17 protein-coding genes are annotated in these 21,234 nt (G+C 60.9%); 14 read left to right on the forward strand and 3 right to left on the reverse strand.

All coding sequences use genetic code 11. The annotated features are described in order from the left end of the window. Nucleotides 1-60: 60 nt before the first annotated feature. A complete protein-coding gene (locus tag KDX39_RS13760; RefSeq protein WP_231660729.1) occupies nt 61-339 on the reverse strand; it encodes a helix-turn-helix domain-containing protein in 279 nt (92 codons plus the stop codon). Nucleotides 340-564: 225 nt separating this feature from the next. Here KDX39_RS13760 and kdpF point away from each other — a divergent pair, with 225 nt between their 5' ends. The 6 genes from kdpF to KDX39_RS13790 all read left to right on the forward strand — a co-directional run bounded on the left by kdpF (nt 565) and on the right by KDX39_RS13790 (nt 8,697). Further along, nucleotides 565-654, forward strand: a complete 90-nt coding sequence (kdpF, locus tag KDX39_RS13765) for a K(+)-transporting ATPase subunit F (RefSeq protein WP_004882540.1) — start codon at nt 565-567, stop codon at nt 652-654. A gap of 8 nt (nt 655-662) precedes the next feature. Beyond that, nucleotides 663-2,357, forward strand: coding sequence for a potassium-transporting ATPase subunit KdpA (gene kdpA / locus KDX39_RS13770; RefSeq protein ID WP_210042492.1), 1,695 nt, complete (start codon nt 663-665; stop codon nt 2,355-2,357). Nucleotides 2,358-2,367: 10 nt separating this feature from the next. Beyond that, complete coding sequence (kdpB, locus tag KDX39_RS13775; protein WP_231660730.1) at nt 2,368-4,434, forward strand: potassium-transporting ATPase subunit KdpB; 2,067 nt, start codon at nt 2,368-2,370, stop codon at nt 4,432-4,434. A 59-nt stretch (nt 4,435-4,493) separates the two neighbouring features. Next, on the forward strand, nt 4,494-5,066 hold the full coding sequence (kdpC, locus tag KDX39_RS13780) for a potassium-transporting ATPase subunit KdpC (RefSeq protein WP_231660731.1): 573 nt from the start codon (nt 4,494-4,496) through the stop codon (nt 5,064-5,066). 219 nt (nt 5,067-5,285) lie between these two features. Beyond that, a complete protein-coding gene (locus tag KDX39_RS13785) occupies nt 5,286-7,949 on the forward strand; it encodes a sensor histidine kinase (RefSeq protein ID WP_231660732.1) in 2,664 nt (887 codons plus the stop codon). Between the two features lie 55 nt (nt 7,950-8,004). After that, a complete protein-coding gene (locus KDX39_RS13790; protein WP_210042489.1) occupies nt 8,005-8,697 on the forward strand; it encodes a response regulator in 693 nt (230 codons plus the stop codon). An 8-nt stretch (nt 8,698-8,705) separates the two neighbouring features. Here the strand turns inward: KDX39_RS13790 and KDX39_RS13795 are convergent, their stop codons facing one another. Next, nucleotides 8,706-9,758: a patatin-like phospholipase family protein gene (locus tag KDX39_RS13795; RefSeq protein WP_231660733.1), complete on the reverse strand. Its 1,053-nt coding sequence runs from the start codon at nt 9,756-9,758 to the stop codon at nt 8,706-8,708. 158 nt (nt 9,759-9,916) lie between these two features. Between KDX39_RS13795 and KDX39_RS13800 the strand changes: the two genes are divergently transcribed. The 8 genes from KDX39_RS13800 to KDX39_RS13835 all read left to right on the forward strand — a co-directional run bounded on the left by KDX39_RS13800 (nt 9,917) and on the right by KDX39_RS13835 (nt 20,890). Further along, on the forward strand, nt 9,917-10,195 hold the full coding sequence (locus KDX39_RS13800; RefSeq protein ID WP_024687857.1) for a hypothetical protein: 279 nt from the start codon (nt 9,917-9,919) through the stop codon (nt 10,193-10,195). Nucleotides 10,196-10,394: 199 nt separating this feature from the next. Beyond that, nucleotides 10,395-11,312: an AAA family ATPase gene (locus KDX39_RS13805; protein WP_099227326.1), complete on the forward strand. Its 918-nt coding sequence runs from the start codon at nt 10,395-10,397 to the stop codon at nt 11,310-11,312. Next, nucleotides 11,309-12,265 (forward strand): DUF58 domain-containing protein, encoded by a 957-nt coding sequence (locus KDX39_RS13810; RefSeq protein ID WP_231660734.1) that lies wholly within the window; start codon nt 11,309-11,311, stop codon nt 12,263-12,265. Before KDX39_RS13805 ends, KDX39_RS13810 begins: the two co-directional genes overlap by 4 nt. Then, a complete protein-coding gene (locus tag KDX39_RS13815) occupies nt 12,262-14,265 on the forward strand; it encodes a transglutaminase TgpA family protein (RefSeq protein ID WP_231660735.1) in 2,004 nt (667 codons plus the stop codon). Before KDX39_RS13810 ends, KDX39_RS13815 begins: the two co-directional genes overlap by 4 nt. Nucleotides 14,266-14,285: 20 nt before the next feature. After that, nucleotides 14,286-15,047 (forward strand): CHAD domain-containing protein, encoded by a 762-nt coding sequence (locus KDX39_RS13820; RefSeq protein WP_231660736.1) that lies wholly within the window; start codon nt 14,286-14,288, stop codon nt 15,045-15,047. A 135-nt stretch (nt 15,048-15,182) separates the two neighbouring features. After that, nucleotides 15,183-15,980 (forward strand): acyl-CoA thioesterase, encoded by a 798-nt coding sequence (locus tag KDX39_RS13825; RefSeq protein ID WP_099227375.1) that lies wholly within the window; start codon nt 15,183-15,185, stop codon nt 15,978-15,980. Nucleotides 15,981-16,234: 254 nt separating this feature from the next. After that, on the forward strand, nt 16,235-17,860 hold the full coding sequence (locus KDX39_RS13830) for a hypothetical protein (protein WP_231660737.1): 1,626 nt from the start codon (nt 16,235-16,237) through the stop codon (nt 17,858-17,860). A gap of 96 nt (nt 17,861-17,956) precedes the next feature. Then, complete coding sequence (locus tag KDX39_RS13835) at nt 17,957-20,890, forward strand: glycoside hydrolase family 31 protein (protein WP_231660738.1); 2,934 nt, start codon at nt 17,957-17,959, stop codon at nt 20,888-20,890. Nucleotides 20,891-20,931: 41 nt separating this feature from the next. Here the strand turns inward: KDX39_RS13835 and KDX39_RS13840 are convergent, their stop codons facing one another. Next, nucleotides 20,932-21,159 (reverse strand): hypothetical protein, encoded by a 228-nt coding sequence (locus KDX39_RS13840; protein ID WP_442964542.1) that lies wholly within the window; start codon nt 21,157-21,159, stop codon nt 20,932-20,934. Between the last annotated feature and the right edge of the window lie 75 nt (nt 21,160-21,234).

The following is a 21,234-nucleotide window of genomic DNA, read 5'->3' on the forward strand; positions in this document are numbered from 1 at the left end:
CATGCCCGGTCTGGTCAGTCTTGACAAGCGATGCTGCAAAACCGCCGTTGCAGGCAACGGCTATCTCGAAAATACGCCTCCCTGGTCCAGCGCCATCACAAGTGCTGCGCGCATCGAGCTGACCCCGAACTTGCGGCGAATGTTGCAGGCATGAAAGTTCACGACCGCTTCGCTGCGGCCTTGAATGCGGGAAATTTCCCACGCGGATTTACCCAACGCAATCCAGTGCATGACTTCCTGTTCTTTGGGCGTCAGAACTACCCGTGTCGCTATCGTGTTCAGCGGCAAAAGACTCGCAGCTTCGGCTGCGCCGTTCCGACTGTAGTTTTGATGTTTCATCGCGGACTTCTCCTTGTCCAGTTTTGTGCATCGCCACCATAACGCCTCGCTCGCGGGCTGAAACCTGTCAGAAATCGCAGTCCGAATCGAGAGAACACGTGATCTTTACGGCTTTTTTACGCCACAGAACCGGCCTCGCCCTCGTTCCTTTACGCCCTGGATCACGACAATGCCATTACGCGGCCATCGCGGTAATCGACGTGGCCTGATCATGGGGAAATTGCAATGAGCGTTATGGATGGTATCTCTCTGTTGATGGGAGTCGGGCTGTTCATCTATCTGTTGGTGGCGCTGCTGCGCGCCGACCAGAACTAGGAGCGGCCATGCACAGTTATGACTATCTGTTGATCCTGGCCTTTCTGGTGCTGCTGCTATTGCCTGCACCCTGGCTCGGGCGTTTCTATTACCGGGTGATGGAAGGCGAGCGAACCTGGCTCAGCCCGGTATTGGGGCCTGTGGAGCGGGCCTGCTACCGGATATCCGGCGTCGATCCGCAGGTGGAACAGTCCTGGAAACAGTACGCCTGGGCCTTGCTGGCGTTCAATCTGGCAGGCTTTGTGGTGCTGTTCGCGATACTGCTGTTACAGGGCGTGCTGCCGCTCAACCCGCAGCAGTTGCCGGGTATGGAGTGGTCGCTGGCGTTCAACACCACCATGAGTTTTGTGACCAACACCAACTGGCAGGCCTACAGTGGCGAAGCATCGCTCAGCTACCTGAGTCAGATGGTCGGCCTGACCGTGCAGAACTTTGTCAGCGCCGCCACTGGCCTGGCCGTGCTGGTCGCGTTGTGCCGAGGCATCAGCCGTCGATCCTCCAACAGCCTGGGCAATTTCTGGGCCGACATGACCCGCGCAACGCTGTACGGCCTGCTGCCGGTCAGCATCGTGCTGGCTGTATTTCTGGTCTGGCAGGGCGTGCCGCAAAGCTTCGCGCATTACATCGACGCGCTCACGTTGCAAGGCACCGACCAGAGCTTGCCGATGGGGCCTGCCGCGAGTCAGATCGCAATCAAACAGTTGGGTACTAATGGCGGCGGCTTCTTTGGTGTCAACTCGGCGCACCCGTTCGAGAACCCGACGGCCTGGAGCAACCTGTTCGAACTGGTCTCGATCCTGCTGATCCCGGCGGCGCTGGTGTTCACCTTCGGTCATTACGTCAAGGACATGCGCCAGAGCCGCGCAATTCTCGGCTGCATGCTCGCGTTGTTGCTGATGGGCGGTGCGGTGTCGCTGTGGGCGGAGTACCAGCCCAACCCGATGCTGAATCTGGCGGGCGTCGAGCAGACCGCACCGCTGGAAGGCAAGGAAACCCGATTCGGCACCACCGGCACAGTGCTCTGGTCGGTGGCAACGACCGCGGCTTCCAACGGCTCGGTCAATGGCATGCATGACAGCCTCAATCCGCTGACGGGCATGGTGGCGCTGGTCAACATGATGGTCGGCGAAGTGATCTTCGGCGGCGTCGGTGTCGGCCTCAACGGCATGCTGCTGAACGTGCTGATCGCCGTGTTTCTCGCAGGCTTGATGATTGGTCGTACGCCGGAATACCTGGGCAAGAAGCTGCAGGCCCAGGAAGTCCGGTTGCTGGTTGCGACGCTGCTGGTGATGCCGGTCGGCGTGCTGGTGCTGGGCGCCATCGCGGCGAGCCTGCCGGGCCCGGCGGGTGCGATCAGCAACCCCGGCCCGCACGGCTTCAGTCAGTTGCTTTACGCCTACACCTCGGCCACCGCCAACAACGGCTCGGCGTTCGGTGGTTTCAGCGCCAACACCACGTTCCATAACCTGATGCTTAGCGTGGCGCTCTTTATCGGTCGGTTCGGCTACATCCTGCCGGTCCTTGCCCTCGCGGGCAGCCTGGCGATGAAGAAAAGCCTGCCGCAGGGTCAGGACAGTTTCCCGACCCACGGGCTGCTGTTTGTCACGTTGCTGACTGTGACCATTCTGCTGGTCGGCGGGCTGACCTTTTTGCCGACGCTGGCACTGGGTCCGATTGCCGAACACTTGAGCCTGGGTTTCTGAGGAACCGACCATGAATATGCCTATTTCTTCTGTCAAACAGGCTGAATCCCAAGCCGCTCAGACCTCTGCCAGGACCGGTATGTCGGCCCTGTGGCGTCCGGCACTGGTGCAAGCCTTCGTCAAGCTGGACCCGCGTCTGCTCAAGCGTTCGCCGGTGATGCTGGTGGTGGAACTGACGGCCATCCTGACCACCGTGTTGTGTTTCATTCCCGATCCGCAGGTGTCGACCTCGGTCGCGTTGCAGATCGCGCTGTGGCTGTGGTTTACCGTGCTGTTCGCCAACTTCGCCGAAGCGCTGGCCGAAGGCCGTGGCAAGGCCCGGGCCGACAGCCTCAAGGCGGGCAGTGAAGGGCTCAAGGCGCGGATCCGCGACGAGAACGGCAGCCTGCGCACGATCAATGCCAGCGAGTTGCGCAAGGGCGATGTGGTGCGCGTCGAAGCCGGTGAGATGATTCCCGGCGACGGCGAGGTCATCGAAGGCATTGCGGCGGTCAACGAAGCTGCGATTACCGGTGAGTCCGCGCCCGTGATCCGCGAGTCCGGCGGCGACCGCTCGGCCGTGACCGGCAACACGCGACTGGTCTCCGACTGGTTGCTGGTGCGCATCAGCGCCAATCCCGGCGAGTCGACGCTGGACCGCATGATCGCGCTGGTGGAAGGCGCCAAGCGTCAGAAAACACCCAACGAAGTGGCGCTGGACATCCTGCTGATCGGTTTGACCCTGATCTTTTTGCTGGTGGTCATCACCCTGCAGCCGTTTGCCCACTTCGCCGGTGGCAGCCTGCCGCTGGTGTTTCTGGTCGCGCTGCTGGTAACGCTGATTCCGACCACGATTGGCGGCCTGCTGTCGGCCATCGGTATCGCCGGAATGGACCGGCTGGTGCGCCTGAACGTGATCGCCAAGTCCGGTCGCGCCGTGGAGGCTGCGGGTGACGTTCATGTGCTGCTACTCGACAAGACCGGCACCATCACTTTCGGCAATCGTCGGTGTGCCGCTGTTTACGCAGCACCCGGCGTAACGCCGAAAGAGTTGGGTGAGGGCGCCTTGCTCGCTTCGCTGGCCGATGAAACCGCTGAAGGCAAATCCATCGTCGAGTTTCTGCGCAACCTGCATCCCATGAGTGAGCCGACACTGAGTTCGGTGACTGCGGTGCCGTTCAGCGCTGACACGCGGTTGTCCGGCGTGGATTATCAGGGCCATGTGTATCGCAAGGGCGCGGTGGATTCACTGCTGGCGTTCATCAACCTGCAACGTAGCGACCTGCCTGCACCGCTGGCACGTGAAGTCGACAAGATCGCCAAGACAGGCGGTACGCCACTGCTGGTGTGCGCCAACGGTCGTCTGTTGGGCGCGATTCACCTTAAAGACGTGGTGAAGCCGGGCATCCGCGAGCGTTTCGAAGAACTGCGCAAGCTGGGCATCCGCACCGTGATGGTGACCGGCGACAACCCGCTGACCGCGGCGGCGATTGCGGCAGAGGCGGGCGTGGATGACGTGCTGGCTGAAGCCACACCCGAGAAGAAACTGGAGCGGATTCGTCAGGAACAGGGTGAAGGTCGTCTGGTCGCCATGTGCGGCGACGGCGCCAACGACGCTCCGGCGCTTGCGCAGGCTGACGTCGGCATGGCCATGAACGACGGCACTCAGGCCGCGCGTGAAGCGGCCAACATGGTCGATCTGGACAGCGACCCCACCAAGCTGCTGGACGTGGTGCACATCGGCAAGCAATTGCTGGTGACACGCGGCGCGCTGACCACGTTCTCCATCGCCAACGACGTGGCGAAGTACTTCGCCGTGCTGCCCGCGCTGTTCGCTGCGATCTACCCGCAACTGGGCGTGCTCAACGTGATGCAACTGGCCAGCCCGCAGAGCGCGATTCTGTCGGCGATCATCTTCAACGCGTTGATCATCGTCGTGCTGATTCCCCTGGCCCTGCGTGGCGTTCGGGTTCAGGCGGCCAGCGCTGCGCACCTGCTGCGTCGCAACCTGCTGATCTACGGCGTGGGCGGCATCTTCGTGCCGTTCGTGGGGATCAAGCTGATCGACATGCTGCTGGTGGCCTTGGGTCTGGTTTGAATGGTTGCTTTGGCTGCGCACCGGTCGGTGTGCAGCTTCACCTGATTGAGGATGTAGAGATGGCGAGTGTAGTGCGTCCGGCCCTGAGCCTGATTGTATTGATGAGTCTGATCACCGGCGTGGCCTATCCGCTGGTGGTGACCGGTGTCGCGCAAGTGGCGTTCCCGGCGCAGGCCAATGGCAGCCTGCTGTATGACCAGGACGGCAAGGTGCGCGGTTCCGAGTTGATCGCCCAGGCGTTCACCGGCGATGAGTGGTTCCAGCCGCGTCCTTCGGCCGGTGCCTTCGCAACGGTCGCCAGCGGTGCCAGCAACTTTGCACCGAGCAACCCGGCACTGGCGACCCGTGTTACCGAAGACGCCGCCAAACTGGCTGTGCCCGGTCAGGGCCCCGTGCCGCTGGCCTTGCTGACCACATCCGGCAGCGGGCTTGATCCGCACCTGTCGCCGGAGGCCGCAGGCTGGCAGGCCGCACGCGTGGCCAGCGCCCGGAAACTGCCTCTGGACAGGGTTCAGGCGTTGATTGAAGACAACACCCGCCGCCCATTGATCGGCCCGCCAGTGGTCAACGTATTGACCTTGAATATGAGCCTGAATCAGATAACGTCTGCACAACGCAACGCGCAACTGTAACATTCGCTGACATAATGCGCGCCGCGTGCTGTGGGAGGCGGCTTGCTGGCGATGAACGATGACACGGTCTGACTCACCACGCCGGCTTTATCGCCGGTGCGCCGCCTCCCACGGTCAGGTGTCTACTGTTAAGCAGCCGTGTCAAAGAGAGCGGCGTTCTTCCGGCCGCCCTGATATTCAACGGCTCCCTGGCCTTACCGAAAGAGAGTGATACCCAACGTGAGTGATTCCGGTCGAGCAGACGCATTACTGGCTCAATTGCCCCGCGACGGCCGAGGGCGGCTGAAGGTTTTTCTGGGAGCAGCGCCGGGTGTGGGCAAGACCTACGCCATGCTGCAGGCCGCTCACAAACAGCTGCGTCAGGGCGTGAACGTCATGGCAGGCGTGGTGGAAACTCACGGGCGGGCGGAAACCGAAGCCCTGCTCAATGGCCTTCCACAGCAGCCGCTATTGCGCAGCGAGTACCGCGGCATGACGCTGGAGGAAATGGACCTCGACGCGCTGCTCAAGGCCGCGCCGAGTCTGGTGCTGGTCGACGAACTGGCGCACAGCAACGCGCCTGGCAGTCGTCACGCCAAGCGCTGGCAGGACATTCAGGAACTGCTGGCTGCGGGCATCGACGTGTACACCACCGTCAACGTTCAGCATCTGGAAAGCCTGAATGATCAGGTGCGTGGCATTACCGGTGTGCAGGTGCGCGAAACGCTGCCGGACTGGGTATTGCAGGAAGCCTTCGACCTGATCCTCATCGACCTGCCGCCCCGCGAGTTGCTGGAGCGGTTGCGCGAAGGGAAGGTCTATGTGCCGGAACAGGCGCGTGCCGCCATCGACGCTTTCTTCACTCCGACCAACCTCAGCGCCCTGCGCGAACTGGCCATGCAGACGGCCGCCACTCAGGTCGACAACGATCTGGCGCAGGGCTATCGGCAACTGGGTCAGGCTGCTCCGGCGGTGCGCGGGCGTCTGCTGGTGGGGATTGACGGCGACGTGCAGGCCGAACGTCTGGTGCGGCATGCCAGCCGGGTCGCCCAGCGTCGTCATTTGCCGTGGAGTGCGGTGCATGTGGACGACGGGCAGACGCTGGATGAACAGTCCCGGGCGCGTCTGCAGAGCGCCCAGCAACTGGCCGAGCGGCTGGGCGGCGAAGTGGTGTCCCTGCGCGCCGGAGAAGTCGCCAGAACCCTGATTCAGCACGCGGTGGAGCGTCGTGCCAATGTGGTGTTGGTCGGTCAGTCGCATCGACACTGGCACCGTCGTATTTTCGGCGGCGGTGTCGCTGCACGGCTGCTGCGCGAAGGGCACGGTCTGGAAGTCTGTGTGCTCGACGACAGCGAGCAGCAACCCGACCAGCCGCCACGTGCCCGACCGCTGCGCGACGTGGTGTGGTTCGATTATGGTCTGGCGCTCTTTGCGACGGTGTTGGCCAGTCTGGTGGCGTGGGGCGTTGCGGGCGTGCTGGCGTTGCCCAACATTTCGCTGATCTTTCTCGCAGCCGTGCTACTGGTGGCCGTGCGCAGCAGCATGGGGCCGGCACTGGCCTGTGCCGGGCTGTCGTTTCTGGCGTACGACTTTCTGTTCATTCCGCCCAGTTTCTCGCTGAGCATTCAGCGCAATGAAGACGTGTTGACCCTGATGTTTTTTCTGCTGATGTCGGCACTGACCGGCAAACTGGCGGCACGTCAGCGTCGGCAGTTGCAGGCATTGCGCGATACGCAGGAACAGACCAGCGAGTTGCTGGACCTGTCACGCAAGATGACCGCCGCGGCCGACAGCAAGGCGGTGTTTCATGCCGCCGAACAGCACTTCAGTGGCTGGAAGGAATTGAAGCTATGCCTGCTGGATCGTGACAAGCAGGGCGGCTGGACCGTCGAGAGCGGCGGCCCGCTGACCTTCACCGAGGCCGAGCGCGCTGCTGCCGACTGGGCCTGGCAGCATGAACAGCCTGCCGGCAGCGGCACCGGCACCTTGCCCTCGGGGCAATGGTGGTGGTGGCCGATTACCGCCGAAGAGGGGCCGTTGGCACTGCTCGGCGTCACCGCTCGTAAAGGACAGTCGTTCACGGCGCAGCATCGCCGTCTGCTGGCGGCGCTGACCCAACCCTTGGCTCAAGCCCTGGCGCGTGCGCAACTGGCCGAGGAATTGGAAGCCGCGCGCCTGCACGGCGAAACCGAACAATTGCGCAGTGCCTTGCTGGCTTCGGTTTCCCATGACCTGCGCACACCGCTGACTTCAATGCGCGGCAGCATCGACAGCCTGCTGGCGCTGGGCGAGGCCATTGCGCTGGAGGATCGCCGCGAGCTGCTGGAAGGCACGCGCGATGAAGCCGAGCGTCTGGACCGCTATATCCAGAACCTGCTGGACATGACCCGGCTCGGCCACGGCGCATTGAAACTGGCCCGCGACTGGGTCTCGCCCGCTGATATTGTCGGCAGCGCGCTCAACCGGCTGCGTGCGGTCATGACGCCCTTGCAGGTCAGCACCGAGGTGGCCGACGCACTGCCACTGCTGTACGTGCATGCCGCGCTGATCGAGCAGGCGCTGGTGAACGTACTGGAAAACGCTGCACGCTTCTCACCGCCGCAAGGACGTCTGCACGTGGTGGCGGGCGTGGTGGACAGCGAACTGTTTTTCTCGGTCAGTGATGAGGGGCCGGGAATTCCCGAAGAGGAGCGCGCAAAGATCTTCGACATGTTCTACACCGCTGCACGCGGTGACCGGGGCGGGCAGGGTACGGGTCTGGGGCTTGCGATCTGCCAGGGCATGGTCGGCGCGCATGGCGGGCGCTTGAGCGTGGGCGAAGGCATAGATGGTCTGGGTACGCGCATCACCCTGTTTCTGCCATTGCAGGCTCAGCCCGACGCTGAAACGGAGGAGCCGGCTTGAGTCGATACCGGGTTAAGCTTGTGGGCCATCACCGTATTGCAACGGCCGCGCACTCATGAGTCAGACAGCAACCATTCTGGTGATCGACGATGAGCCGCAGATACGCAAATTCCTGCGTATCAGCCTCGTGTCCCAGGGTTACAAGGTTCTGGAAGCGGCCACCGGAGCGGAGGGGCTGACTCAGGCGGCGCTGAACAAACCTGATCTGTTGGTGCTCGACCTGGGGCTGCCGGACATGGATGGTCAGCAGGTGCTGAGCGAGTTTCGTGAATGGTCGACGGTGCCGGTTCTGGTGCTTTCGGTGCGTGCGAGCGAAGCGCAGAAGGTCCAGGCGCTGGACGCCGGTGCCAACGATTACGTGACCAAACCCTTCGGGATTCAAGAGTTTCTGGCCCGGATCAGGTCACTGTTGCGCCAGTCGTGCGGCAGTGAAAAGCCCGACGCCGCATTGACCTTCGGCCCGCTGACGGTGGACCTGGCGTACCGCCGCGTATCGCTGGACGGCAATGAAGTGGCATTGACCCGCAAGGAGTACGCGGTCCTCGCACAACTGGCGCGCCATCCCGGACGCGTCATCACCCAGCAGCAACTGCTCAAGGACATCTGGGGCCCGACCCACACTGAAGACAGCCACTACCTGCGTATTGTGGTGGGGCACCTGCGTCAGAAACTGGGCGACGACCCGACCGCGCCGAGGTTCATCCTGACTGAGGCGGGGGTGGGGTATCGGTTGCTGTCCAGGGATTGAACCGACATCTAACGCTGACTCTCGTACCGGTCCAGCGTATCGCGGGCAATTTCACGGCCCAGGGCGATGAGTTCCGGGGCCTTGTAGAACTCGAAGAACCGGCACACGCGTTTTGGTACGTTGATCAGGATGTCCGGCGGATACCCGGCGATCTTGTACTGCGCCAGCGACGTCTGCATCACCTCGAAGCTCTGGTTGATCAAGTCCAGCAGCGAAGCAGGCCCGACGTTATCGATAATGACCGAGCCGCTCGCCGATTTCGGCGCGCCCTCAGCCTGTGGCGCGGCAGAGGTTTGCTGGCCCTGTGGATCGGCACTGACCTCGCCCAGCCAGGGGTTGGGTACACGGGCCGCGGCGGATTTCAGGCTGTTGGCCTCAGCCGTTATTGATGCAACGCCCGTGGTTTCCAGCTTGCGGCGGAACGGCAGGCGCGAGCCAAGCGAGTTGATCAGCAGGTCGAAGCGTTTTTTTACCGCGGGCGGACGTTCGATGATCGGCAACTGATAGTGCTGCTGGTGGGTCGAGTTGAGGTTCACCGCAACGATCAGATCGCAATGGCTGGACACCACCGGCACGATGGGCAGGGGATTCAACAGACCGCCATCGACCAGCATCCGGCCTCCCTGCATGACCGGCGTGAACAGGCTCGGAATGGCGGCCGAGGCGCGCATCGCCTGATGCAGACAGCCTTCCTGAAACCAGATTTCCTGCTGATTGGTCAGGTCGGTCGCCACCGCTGTGTAAGGAATCTTCAGGTCTTCGATGTTGATCTCGCCGACGATGTCGCGGATCTGGCCGAACACTTTTTCGCCGCGTATCGCACCCAGCCGGAAACTCACATCCACCAGGCGCAATACGTCCAGATAATCCAGGCTCTCGATCCATTCGCTGTACCGGTCGAGTTTGCCCGCTGCGTAGATCCCGCCTACCACAGCCCCCATCGAGCAGCCTGCGATGCAGGCAATCTCGTAACCTCGTCGTTCCAGTTCCTGAATCACGCCGATGTGCGCGTAACCGCGGGCGCCCCCGGAACCCAGAACCAGTGCGATGCGTTTTTTCATCCGAGCGCTCCTGAGCATTGACTTAACTTATCTGTCATGTGCGACGCCCCCACGCAAGCAGTCGAAAACAGTTACCCTTGGGCCCGCGCATGACGGCACTTTCAGCCAATATTGCCGTCAAAGCCGCACAATTCAATTTCTACTTGAGGTAACACCCCATGAAAGCCTGGATCTGTCTGCCATTGTTCATCGTGGTTCTTGCAGGTTGTGCTGGCAAGACCGGGTATCGGGACAGCTGTGCCACGCAACTCGATGCGGCCTGGCATGAGCTTGATCTGGCCAAGGCCGAAGGCTTTGCCGGAACCGTCAGTTACTCCAAGGCCCTCTCGCTGCTGACAGGTGCCAAGACCCAGCAGCAGTTCGAAGCGTTCGAAGGCTGCACCGAGAAGTCCGAAAAGGCCCGTTTCTATATTCGTGAGTCGCGCGCCGGTCGTTGATCGTTCCCCATCGGGCAGGCGCATTCCGTGTGCTTGCCCGTCTTCGTTTTAACGTCTTCTCAACAAATCCCTGATCCCGCTTCAGCAAATCCCTACTTCCTCTGGTGAAACGGCCTACGCTAACCGTAAAGTGATCATACGTTTGGCATCCTTGGTCGTGCGTGACCAGCCATAAAGCAGTTGCCGGGGAGGCGTATCAATGGGCAAAAGACTCGAAGCATGCCTGAGCGCCATCAATGAGGTGGTGCTGGGCAAGGAAGCACAGGTGCGTCTGGCGATGACCTGCCTGATCGGTGGCGGACATCTGTTGATCGAAGACTTGCCCGGCATGGGCAAAACCACACTCAGCCACGCGCTGGCGAAGATTCTGGGCCTGAGCTATCAGCGCATCCAGTTCACCTCCGACCTGTTGCCGGGCGACATCCTCGGCACCTCGGTGTTTGATCGCGATACGGGGCAATTCACCTTTCATCCGGGGCCTATCTTTGCCGAACTGGTGCTGGCGGATGAAATCAATCGCGCCACGCCCAAGAGCCAGAGCGCGCTATTGGAGGCGATGGAGGAAGGGCAGGTGTCCATCGAGGGGGCGACCCGTCTGTTGCCGGATCCTTTTTTCGTGATCGCCACCCAGAACCCGTTCAGCTCTGGCGGCACTTTCGCCTTGCCCGAGTCGCAACTGGACCGGTTCCTGATGCGTATCTCCATGGGCTATCCGGCCCGGGCTGCCGAGAAAGCGCTGCTGCTGGGCGAGTCGCGCCGTGAGTTGTTGCCGCGCCTGCAGCCGATTCTGAATCACGCCATGCTCGGCCAGTTACAGGCCGAAGCGCGTCAGGTGCGGGCCAGCGATGCGCTGGTCGATTATGTGCTGCGTCTGGTGGATGCGACCCGCAGCCAGCCGCAATTCGCTTACGGACTGTCGCCCCGTGCCAGTCTGGCGATTCTGGCGGCGGCGCGAGCCTGGGCCATGCTGGCGGGCCGTGATTATGTGATCCCGGAAGACGTGCAGTCGGTGCTGCCATCTGTAGTGGGGCATCGTCTGCGCGAACGCACCGATCCGACCGGCCATGGCGGCGGGGCACTGGTGCAATGGCTGCTGCGTGAGGTGCCGGTGCTTTGATTCCGCCGCTCAAACCGTTCTGGCAACGCTGGCTGGCAAGACGCATCCCTGCGGCGTCGCGCATCGTGCTCGATCATCGACGCATCTTCATTCTGCCGACGCGCACGGGCGTGACCTTCATGGTCGTGCTGGTCCTGATGCTGTTGGTCGCGATCAACTATCAGAACAGCCTTGCCTATGGCCTGACCTTCCTGCTGTTGTCGGTCGGGGTGCTGGCGATTTTGCATACTTACCGCAACCTGAGCGGGCTGATCCTCAGTGCCGGACCGGCGCGCTCCGTTTTCGTCGGCGAGGCCGTGCAGTTGCGTCTGCGCCTTGAAAGCGCACGCCATGCACATCAGGCGCTCGGGCTGGGTTGGGAGGCGGGCAGCCTGCAGCATGGCGACGTCGGCGCCCAGGGACTGACCGAGGTCGAACTGACACTGCCGGCCGAGCGTCGAGGCTGGCTGCGCGCGCCTCGGCTGCGTGTGGAGAGCGTGTTTCCGCTAGGTGTTTTTCGAGCCTGGACCTGGCTGGATCTCGAGCAGACTGCGCTGATCTATCCGCGGCCTTTGGTTGGTACGATGCCGCTGCTCAACGGCGTGCAACCCCACGCCGAAGATGAAGGTCACGCCACTCAGGGCGCCGGTGTGGATGACTATCAGGGATTGCGTGTCTACCAGCCGGGGGACAGCCGCGGGCGACTGCACTGGAAGGCTTATTCGCGAGGGCAGGGACTGCTGGTCAAGGCGTTCACTGATCTGAGCGGGCATGAGCTGTGTCTGGATTTTCTGGCGTTGGGCGGCACTATCGAAGAGCGCCTGTCGCGTCTGTGCTACTGGGTGCTGGAGCTGTCCGAGCGTCGCCAGCCATTTGCGTTGCGCTTGCCGGGCTTTCTGTCCAGCGTGGACGTCGGCGATGCGCATCGGGAAGCCTGTCTGCGCGCGTTGGCCTTGTATGGGCAGCGGCCATGACGACCAACGCTGCGGTAAGCCAGCCGATTCCCCGGGTCAGCCTGACCTGGCTGTTGCTGGCGCAGGCACTGGTGGTGGTGCCGTTTGCGTTACACGTACCGGCCTCGATCATGGCGCTCTGGCTGGGTTGCAGCGTATGGCGTGTCCAGGCGTTTCGCATGCGTGTGCGTTTGCCCGGCACCTGGGTCAAGTCCGGATTGCTGGTCGGCACGGCCGCAGGGGTCTATCTGGCGCGAGGCAGTCTGGTGGGACTGGATGCAGGCGCGGCGCTGCTGGTGGCGGCATTTGTGCTGAAGATGCTGGAAATGAATACGCACCGCGATGCGCGGGTGCTGATCTTTCTCGGCTTTTTCTGCGTGGCGGTCGGCTATCTGTTCGAGGATAACCTGCTGTGGGCGCTGTTCAGCCTGCTGCCGATCGGTGCTCTGCTGGCGGCCTTGATCGGCCTGCAGCAGTCGGATCTGGCCAGCAAGCCTTCGGGAACCCTGAAGCTGGCGTTCAAGCTGATGGCGCAAGCCGTGCCGCTGATGATTCTGCTGTTTCTGTTCTTTCCGCGTCTGGATCCGCTCTGGTCGTTGCCGCAGCCCAGCAATAAAGGGTTAACCGGGCTTTCCGACAACATGGCACCCGGGGACATGGCCGAACTGAGCCGCTCGCCTGCGCTGGTGTTTCGCGCCAGTTTCGAAGGGCCTGTACCGGCGCGCAATCAACTGTACTGGCGCGGTCTGACGCTGGAGCAGTTTGACGGCCGGCGCTGGTCGCAGTCGGCACGCGCCCAGACCGTGCAGGTGCCTCAATGGCTCAAGCGCGGCCAGCCGGTGGTCTACAGCATCGTCATGGAAGCCAGCGGCCGACCCTGGCTGCCGAGTCTGGACATTGGCGAAACCCCTTTGTCTGACGTGCGTCAGATGAGCGATTTTCGATTGCAGCGCAGGCGTCCTGTCGAGCAGTCGTTGCTGTACAGCGTCACGTCGTGGCCTGACAGCGTGCGCGATTCGCAACTCAGCGAGCAGATTCAACGTCAGGACCTGCAACTGCCCGCCAAAGGTAACCCGCAGGCCAGGCAATGGGCCGATGAGCTGCGACGTCGTTACGCCCGGCCCGATGACTTGGCGCAAGCCATGCTGGATTACTTCGCCAGTCAGCCGTTTCATTACACGCTCAAGCCCGATTCGCTGGGCAACGACAGCATCGACGAATTCCTGTTTTCCAGCCGCCGAGGTTTTTGCGCCCATTACGCCGGGGCGATGACGTTCGTGCTGCGCTCAGCCGGGATTCCCGCACGCGTGGTGGCCGGGTATCAAGGCGGGGAACTCAACCCAGAGGGTCAGTACCTCACCGTGCGCCAGTTCGATGCCCATGCCTGGGTCGAATACTGGCAGCCGGACGTTGGCTGGCGCAGTATCGATCCGACCGCAGCCGTCGCGCCCCAGCGTATCGAGCAGGGGCTGGAGCAGGCATTGGCCGCCGATGAGGACTTTCTTCAGGACTCGCCCATGTCTGCCTTGCGCTATCGGCACGTGCCCTGGATCAACGCCATGCGCCTGAGCTGGGATAACCTCAATTACGGCTGGCAACGCTGGGTGCTGGGCTATCAGGGCCAGCAGCAATTACAGGTATTGAGCCGCTGGTTCTCGGGTTTTCAGGCGCCGGTGTTCGTCGCAGGGATCGCGCTTTCTCTGGGGCTGGTTGCCTTGTGGCTGTTCAAGCCGTGGCAGCGGGAAAGCGATTCGCAGCTGCGATTGTTCAATGCCTTTGAACGCTTGCTGGCTCGCCATGGTCTGCGTCGTATGCCGGGCGAAGGTGCTGAGGCGTTTGGTGCGCGTGCGGTGCTGTTACTGCCGCAGCATGCCGAAGCCATCAGCGCCTTCATCGATGAGTTTCAGGCGCAGCGTTATGCCGGACATCCAGGCTCTTCAAGTCTTTTGCGAAGTCGTCTCAAAGCACTGCGTCGTCGTTTGCCATGGCGGCTCTCGTCGTCCCGAAACAGTCATTCTTGAGTTTTCTAAGGGGGAATCGCATGTCTTCAATGGTGGATCATCTGGTCGCTGAAGTCCTGGCGCTGGACGTCAAACTGCTTGCCTGTCAGGCACGCCTGGCCGTCTCGACCGACAGTGAAGCGCTGCATGATCTGCGCACCACCGTACGCCGTCTGCGTAGCGTACTGAGGCCGCTGCGCGAGTTTTCCGGTGCCACGCAACTGGAAGGAGCCGCCAAGGCAGTGGGTCAGATGACCACGCCATTGCGTGACATGCAGGTATTGGCTGCGTTTCTCGACGAACAAGGCCTGACCGAAGCTGCTCGCAAACGTCATGACCACCTGAGCAGCGCCTGTCCTCGCGTGGCGAAGTCCAGCGAGCTGACCCGACTGCTGACATTGATCGACCAGTTCCCGACGATGCTGCGCATGCAGCAGCGCCAGGGTTTGCTGCGTGGGTTGCGCAAGACGATCGAGAAGCGCATGGACAAACAGTGGCGCAAATTGCGCACCGCGATTGCCGAGCCCGGTCATGATCGCCATGACCTGCGCCTGTTGATCAAGCGTGTGCGTTACGCCGCCGAGGCTTATCCGGAACTGAGCCATCAGCCGAAGAACATGCAGGCGTGCCTCAAGTCGGCGCAGAGCGAACTGGGTGACTGGCATGACCACCTGCAATGGTTGGCGCAGGCCGGTGAACAACCTGATCTGGCGCCGTGCATTGCCGGTTGGCAGATCGGGATCGTGCGTGCCGAGCGCAAGGCCGAGGCCTCATTGAAGCGGCTGGCGAAGGCCTGTTTCTGAACGCAGGCTCTATGAAGTCTTTTCCTACAACAAACAGGTCATTCAGGCCGCACTAATGGCCGATATGTAGCATGCCAGTAAGGGAAGGGATGAGTACCATCATCCCTATTCACATTGAACCTTGCAGGGATGCCCATGACCTTCTCCGAATTGATCGCCGCGGTACGTGACAACCCCGGCTCTGTCATCATTCCTGCCGAATGGTCTCAAGGCCGGGCCTGCTTTGGCGGGCTGATGGCGGCCTTGAACTACGAGGCTATGCGCGCCCAGGTACCTGAAGGACGACCGGTGCGTTCACTGGCAATCACCTTTGTCGGGCCTGCAGAACCGGGTGTACCCATCTCGTTCGACGTCGAAATTCTGCGGCATGGCAAGGCGGTGAGTCAGGTGCTTGGCCGCGCTGTGCAGAACGGTCAGGTCATGACGCTGATGCAAGGCAGTTTCGGCGCCTCAAGGGAGTCGATGATCTCGGTCAAGGCAGACGCTGCACCCGTGCTCAAACCGGTCGACGCATGTCCCGAGTTGCCCTTCGTCAGCGGCATCATGCCGGAGTATCTGCGCTTCATGGAGATTCGCTGGGCGCTGGGTGGCCTGCCTTTCAGCAACACGCCGTCACCCGCCGTCGGCGGTTACGCCCGCTTCAGGGACACCTCACAATCGCAGCCGATGACCGAGGCGCATATTCTGGCACTGGTCGATACCTGGCCGCCCGCGGTACTGCCGCACCTGAACAGACCTGCCCCCGGCAGTTCGCTGACCTGGACCATCGAGTTCGTGCAGCCACAGCCGGTGCTCGATACCCTGAAGTGGTGCAGCTATCGCGCGGTGATCGAGCATGCGCGTGACGGTTATGGGCATACCGCTGCGGCAATGTGGACGCCTGAGGGAGAATTGATTGCGATCAGCCGTCAGACGGTGACGGTGTTTGGTTAGAAGCCAGTGACGCGCTTCTCGATCGTGGGTATTTGACAACCTGAACCGGGCTGCTATACCCAGATGCGTGCCAATGGCACATAGCCACGCCGATGTCTCCCCCCAGCGTTCGAGTCTCTGATTTCCGGGCATCAGTGTCATGTCTTGCCATGGCGGCAAAGGCAATTGTCTGCCCTGACGACTGAGCGGAATTGCTCGCGAGGAGCCTCTTGGCATTCCGCTTTTCTGCGTACGCCAGTCATAGGGCATTACATATGGATATGTACAGCGGTCGTAGTTTCACTGCGCGGCAACCTGTCCCGCAATCCCAAGCCAACCCGATCTTGCGCAACACCGGATGTGGCATTCTGTGCGGCGTGTTGTTTTCGCTGTTTTTCACTCAGGCATCGGCACAGGATGTCCCCGCATCGCCACCCCGTCAGCTGTTTGCTTTCAGTCCGGTCATCCCGTCGGATGTCGATCCTGCGCAAATCGGCACGCTGATGAAAGAGGGGAAGGTGGCGCAGGCGCAGCGAGCATTCGATGTTTTTTCCTGGCAACAGTTTCTTGCCATGAACTGGCCGACGGGCGAACAGGGCAAGTCTGCGCCCGTCATTACCGACACTGCGTTCGGCCCGCCTGCCTGGCTACGCTGGCACGAGTCTTCCGAGGTGTTTCGCGAACAGGGGCAGCCGCCCGCGCCCGGTGAGTTGCTGACAGCCAAGCCATCCCGACAGGCTGTCGCCTCGCGTCACGGAGTGGCGCTTGGATCGCTTTCAACCACCGACCGGTCTACCCGTGTGCTGTCGATTGTCAGCGCAACTCAGAAACTGACGTCGCTGGATGACACCCAGCAAGCCTTTTCTCACCCTATCTGGGACCAGAACGGAAACGTCGTCTTCTATGAGATTCTGCTCAACGACGCAGAAACTCAGTACATCGTGCAAAACAAACTCTACAACCTTGACGGACAAATTGCCTTTGCCAGCAACCACAATGCGATAAACCTGCCAGCGGGCATTTTCAATGATCCCGGACAGATAGGGGCCATCGAGCTGAAGCTGGCCTGGAAAGTTCTTGATGCCGCGGCCGGTGACAATGCGCAACGGTATTTTACGAGTCAGGCCGTTGTGCTCGACGGCGATGGTAAAAGCTGGCGCAAAGTGACGGTGGGGCTGGTCGGCATGCATATCAGCCACAAGACCGGTTCAAGCCCGCAATGGGTGTGGTCGACCTTCGAACACGTCGACAACCTTCAGGTCAACTCGCTGGACACCGTCACGGTCGATGGCAAGGAACAGCCGTTGCGTGCCTCGTTCAACAATGCCGATTGTGAAACCTGCCTGGTCAACACTTACCCTCCGGCTCAGGACGCGGCAACCGGCAAGAAACGGACTCAGATTGCCCGTGCCGTTCCGATCCCCGACGCTACCCGTCAGCTCAACGAGCAGGTGCAGAGCAAGCTGCGAGAGATCAAGTCAGTCTGGCAATATTACGAGCTGATAAACACCCAGTGGCCAACGGACCCGAGCGCACCGCCTACCACGCCAGGACCTGACACTCTGCCTGGCAGTGTCGAAAACAAATCAGGCGGCAAGCCGACGCCCGTCTTTTTGACCAACTCCGTCATGGAAACCTATTTTCAGGGCGGTAATCAGACGGTCGGCACTCAGGAAGAGGGCTCGCCCGCAGGACCTGAAGAAAGGCTTTTCGCCACGGAAAGTTGCATGGGGTGCCATTACTCGGCAGGCATCGCCAACTCGTTCACCACCAGCCCCGATGGCACCAGAACAGCGGTTTTCAGCGGTCCGAAGACATCTGACTTCAGTTGGCTTTTCCAGATGCGCGCCGCGTTCCAGCCTTACCCGACCGCCGCTCCCCAGACCCAATCGGCTCCCTGACAGGGGCTTGATACAGCACCCCGGAGGCGGCTCGCAGAGCGCCGGCCGGGCCGTGTGCGTCAGCACTGCGTCCTGCGAAATTCAAGGAGCTTTATCATGAGTCGGACACCCGCCCAAAACGCTTACCTGGCTGCAAATGGAGCCAGGGATTTTCTCAAGACCGATCCTGCCGGTTCCTACCAGTTTGTAAACACCAACGCGTTCACGCCCAACCTCGGGCACTGGACGCCGTTCGGTAACGTCAGTGAAGTCACTCGTTCAGGTAACGCGTTCCTGCTCAAGGCGCAGGATAATCAGGTCAGCCTGATGGTGTCGTTCCTGTCAGCGAGCTGTTTTCGGGTGCGCTTCAATCCTGCCGCCAATGCAACCTATGACACTGACAACTCGTATGCAGTGGTCAACCGTGAGCTGGGGGCCGTAACGCTTGATGTTTTGCAGGACACATCGGATGTTCTGCTTGTGGACACGGGCTCGATGCAGGTTCGAATCAGCCTGAAACCCTACGCGCTGCAGGTATTGCGTGATCAGGGTAACGGTCTGCAATTGATTCATAGCGACACCACTGATGAAAACCGCAATTACAACCTGGTCTATCTGCCAGGTCAGGAAGTCATTGCCAACTTCAAGAAAACCCCAGCGAATGCCTACTACTTTGGCTTCGGCGAAAAAGCGGGTGCGCAGCTGGCAAAAAACGGCTTTACGCTGACGCAGTTCAACTTCGATAACTTCGAGTACGCGTCAGGTCCGCTACCCGATGGCGAGCAGTCCGGACCGCTCAACCCAAGCGAAGCGCTTTACTGTTCGGTGCCGTTGTTGATTGAAAACAACCCTGACCCACAGGGTGAAAACGCCGGATCGATGTACAGTTATGGACTGTTTTTCGACAATCCATCCCAGTCCTATTTCAACCTGGGGGCCAATGACTACTCGAACATGGACGGCATGTATTATTTTGGCGCGCTGTATGGCGAGCTGGATTATTACTTCATGTTGGGCAGTCAGACCTCCGAGGTGATTGACCAATACACTCAACTGACCGGGCGGCCGACGTTCGTGCCCAAATACGTCTTGGGCTACCACCAGGGCTGCTATGGCTATTACGACCAGCAGAAACTGACCGCTGCCGCCGCGGCGTACCGCAATGCCAATATTCCGATCGACGGGCTGCACATCGACATCGACCTGCAGAACAACTACCGGACGTTCACCAGCAGCAACAGCAAGTTCGGTGACCTTGGTGCAATGTTCGCAAGCCTCAAGACCCAGGGTTTCAAGTGCAGCACCAACATTACCGCGATGATCACCAGCAACCCTCTGGACGAGGACGGTAATCAAACGCCCTATCCCACGCGGGATGAGGGCGTCGCCAAAGGCTATTTTCTGACCAATAGCCGTGCTGGCATCCCTGACAGCTCGCTGTTTGTAGGCGAGGAGAACTATGGGGTCAACTATGGCAGTAACCCTTATCCGTATCCTCCGCTGAAACCTGATGGATCCGGCAGCACCCAGTTGGGCGCAGGAGGCTACTACCCCGACCTCGGTCGACCGGAAGTACGCGCCTGGTGGGGGCAGCAGTACCAGTATCTGTTATCTGCCGGTCTGGAAATGGTCTGGCAGGACATGACAGACCCGGCCATTTACTCTTACTACGATACGCCGCAGATGCAGCAGGCTGCCAACGACACAACCAGCGAGAGTCCGCCTTATGGGGAAAAACCGCCTGAAGGCGGAACCCTGGTATTGTCGCCCTGGAAAACGGCGCCGCTCGACCTTCTGGTGACCAGTTTCGGCGAGTCCGTGCCGCACGCCCAGGTTCACAATGCGTTTGCCCTGCTGCTCAGTGGGGCAACCCACGACGGTCTCGATCAACTGCGTCCGCAGCAACGCAACTTCATCATTGCCCGCGGCGGCTATGCCGGACTGCAACGCTATTCGGCACTCTGGACCGGCGACTCTGCCTCAAGCTGGGATTTTTTGCGGATCAACCTGCCGCAGGTGTTGAATCTCGGGCTGTCCGGCATACCCCTTTCAGGGTGCGACATAGGCGGCTTCGGGCCTGGCGAAGGCAGCGTTGGACAGAGCATGGTGACAAACTACGAGTTGTTCACTCGCTGGATGCAACTCGGCTCCTTTCTGCCGTGGTATCGCAATCACTACGACGGTTACGTCAAGCAGTTTCAGGAACCGTTCAATTACGCCGAGCCTGTGCCCGGCAACTGCCGAAAGTACATCGAGCTGCGCTATCGGATGCTGCAGATCTACTACGATGCGCTGTACGCGTCGACTCAAACGGGCATGCCGGTTGCCCGGGCATTGTTCCTCAATGACCCGCAGGATCCTGGCGTCTATCAACATCTGGATGATCAGTTTTTCGTAGGGCGGGATATTCTGGTCGCGCCGATTTTGACTGCCCATGCCACGGCCAATCCACCCACCACGCCCAGCCGGGACATCTACTTGCCCAATGGCTCGCAATGGTATGCATTTGTGGATGATGACGATGCCTTGGGCGCGCCTGTTGAAGGCGGGACTCTGGTGACGGGCTATTATGCCGATCTGGATCGGGTCCCCGTCTACATAAGGGCGGGAGCGATTTTACCGATGCGTGAACTGGAACAATGGGTCGGCCAGCTTGCGATCAATCCGCTCACCTTCAATATTTATCCGGGTCAGGATTCGACTTACAGCCTGTACCTGGATGACGGCTATACGACCGAATATGCGACCGGCAAAAGCTACCGGCTGACTGAAATCAGTCATACCGGGATCGAGTCGGGTCAGAGCATTCGTGTACAGCGCCTCTACGACAACTATGCGCCTGCAGAGCCGTTCTACTACGTCACTCTCCTTGGCGCTGAAGCACCGAACGCCGTGCTGTGTGATGGCACTGCGCTGAACGATGTGGGCACACCGGAGGCGTTGCAACAGTCAGCAGTCGATGCCTATTACTACAACAGCAGCATAAAACAGGTGTTTGCCAAGCTGCTGGACACCCGTGCGGACGTCACTCTGCAGATGCTGTTCCCTTGATGGCCTGAAGTTAGCCATTGATGGGCGCGATGCAGATCCCGTCAGCTGGGCTTATTGCGGCGCTGGAATACCCGCGCCGCGACCAGTCCGATGACGCCTATGGCAAACGATGGGACGCTTGACGAAAAGAGTCCGTCAGCGATCAGCAGGGCCGCTAGAACGAACAGGGGCAAGGCAATCAGCTGCAAGGCCAGATTGGTCGGATGCCGATGGTTGTCTGCGTAACTGCGCCACTGCCATGTGTGTGGATTGGGGAGTCGCTTGTCCATACTGCTGTCCTCTTCAATGCATTCGACGCGTGTTTCAATGCTTGAAGAGTAGGTCCAACCCGGACAGGCTGCGAG

Source organism: Pseudomonas sp. CDFA 610 (assembly GCF_021147865.1).
GTDB lineage: Bacteria > Pseudomonadota > Gammaproteobacteria > Pseudomonadales > Pseudomonadaceae > Aquipseudomonas > Aquipseudomonas alliivorans.

Excerpts from the sequence above, each read along its gene's own strand:
- kdpB (WP_231660730.1), top strand. The coding sequence starts at position 2,368 with ATGAATATGCCTATTTCTTCTGTCAAACAGGCTGAATCCCAAGCCGCT.
- KDX39_RS13800 (WP_024687857.1), top strand. The coding sequence starts at position 9,917 with ATGAAAGCCTGGATCTGTCTGCCATTGTTCATCGTGGTTCTTGCAGGT.
- KDX39_RS13835 (WP_231660738.1), top strand. The coding sequence starts at position 17,957 with ATGAGTCGGACACCCGCCCAAAACGCTTACCTGGCTGCAAATGGAGCC.
- KDX39_RS13805 (WP_099227326.1), top strand. The coding sequence starts at position 10,395 with ATGGGCAAAAGACTCGAAGCATGCCTGAGCGCCATCAATGAGGTGGTG.
- kdpC (WP_231660731.1), top strand. The coding sequence starts at position 4,494 with ATGGCGAGTGTAGTGCGTCCGGCCCTGAGCCTGATTGTATTGATGAGT.
- kdpF (WP_004882540.1), top strand. The coding sequence starts at position 565 with ATGAGCGTTATGGATGGTATCTCTCTGTTGATGGGAGTCGGGCTGTTC.
- KDX39_RS13820 (WP_231660736.1), top strand. The coding sequence starts at position 14,286 with ATGTCTTCAATGGTGGATCATCTGGTCGCTGAAGTCCTGGCGCTGGAC.
- KDX39_RS13760 (WP_231660729.1), bottom strand. The coding sequence starts at position 339 with ATGAAACATCAAAACTACAGTCGGAACGGCGCAGCCGAAGCTGCGAGT.
- KDX39_RS13830 (WP_231660737.1), top strand. The coding sequence starts at position 16,235 with ATGGATATGTACAGCGGTCGTAGTTTCACTGCGCGGCAACCTGTCCCG.
- KDX39_RS13825 (WP_099227375.1), top strand. The coding sequence starts at position 15,183 with ATGACCTTCTCCGAATTGATCGCCGCGGTACGTGACAACCCCGGCTCT.
- KDX39_RS13790 (WP_210042489.1), top strand. The coding sequence starts at position 8,005 with ATGAGTCAGACAGCAACCATTCTGGTGATCGACGATGAGCCGCAGATA.
- KDX39_RS13840 (WP_442964542.1), bottom strand. The coding sequence starts at position 21,159 with ATGGACAAGCGACTCCCCAATCCACACACATGGCAGTGGCGCAGTTAC.
- KDX39_RS13815 (WP_231660735.1), top strand. The coding sequence starts at position 12,262 with ATGACGACCAACGCTGCGGTAAGCCAGCCGATTCCCCGGGTCAGCCTG.
- KDX39_RS13795 (WP_231660733.1), bottom strand. The coding sequence starts at position 9,758 with ATGAAAAAACGCATCGCACTGGTTCTGGGTTCCGGGGGCGCCCGCGGT.
- kdpA (WP_210042492.1), top strand. The coding sequence starts at position 663 with ATGCACAGTTATGACTATCTGTTGATCCTGGCCTTTCTGGTGCTGCTG.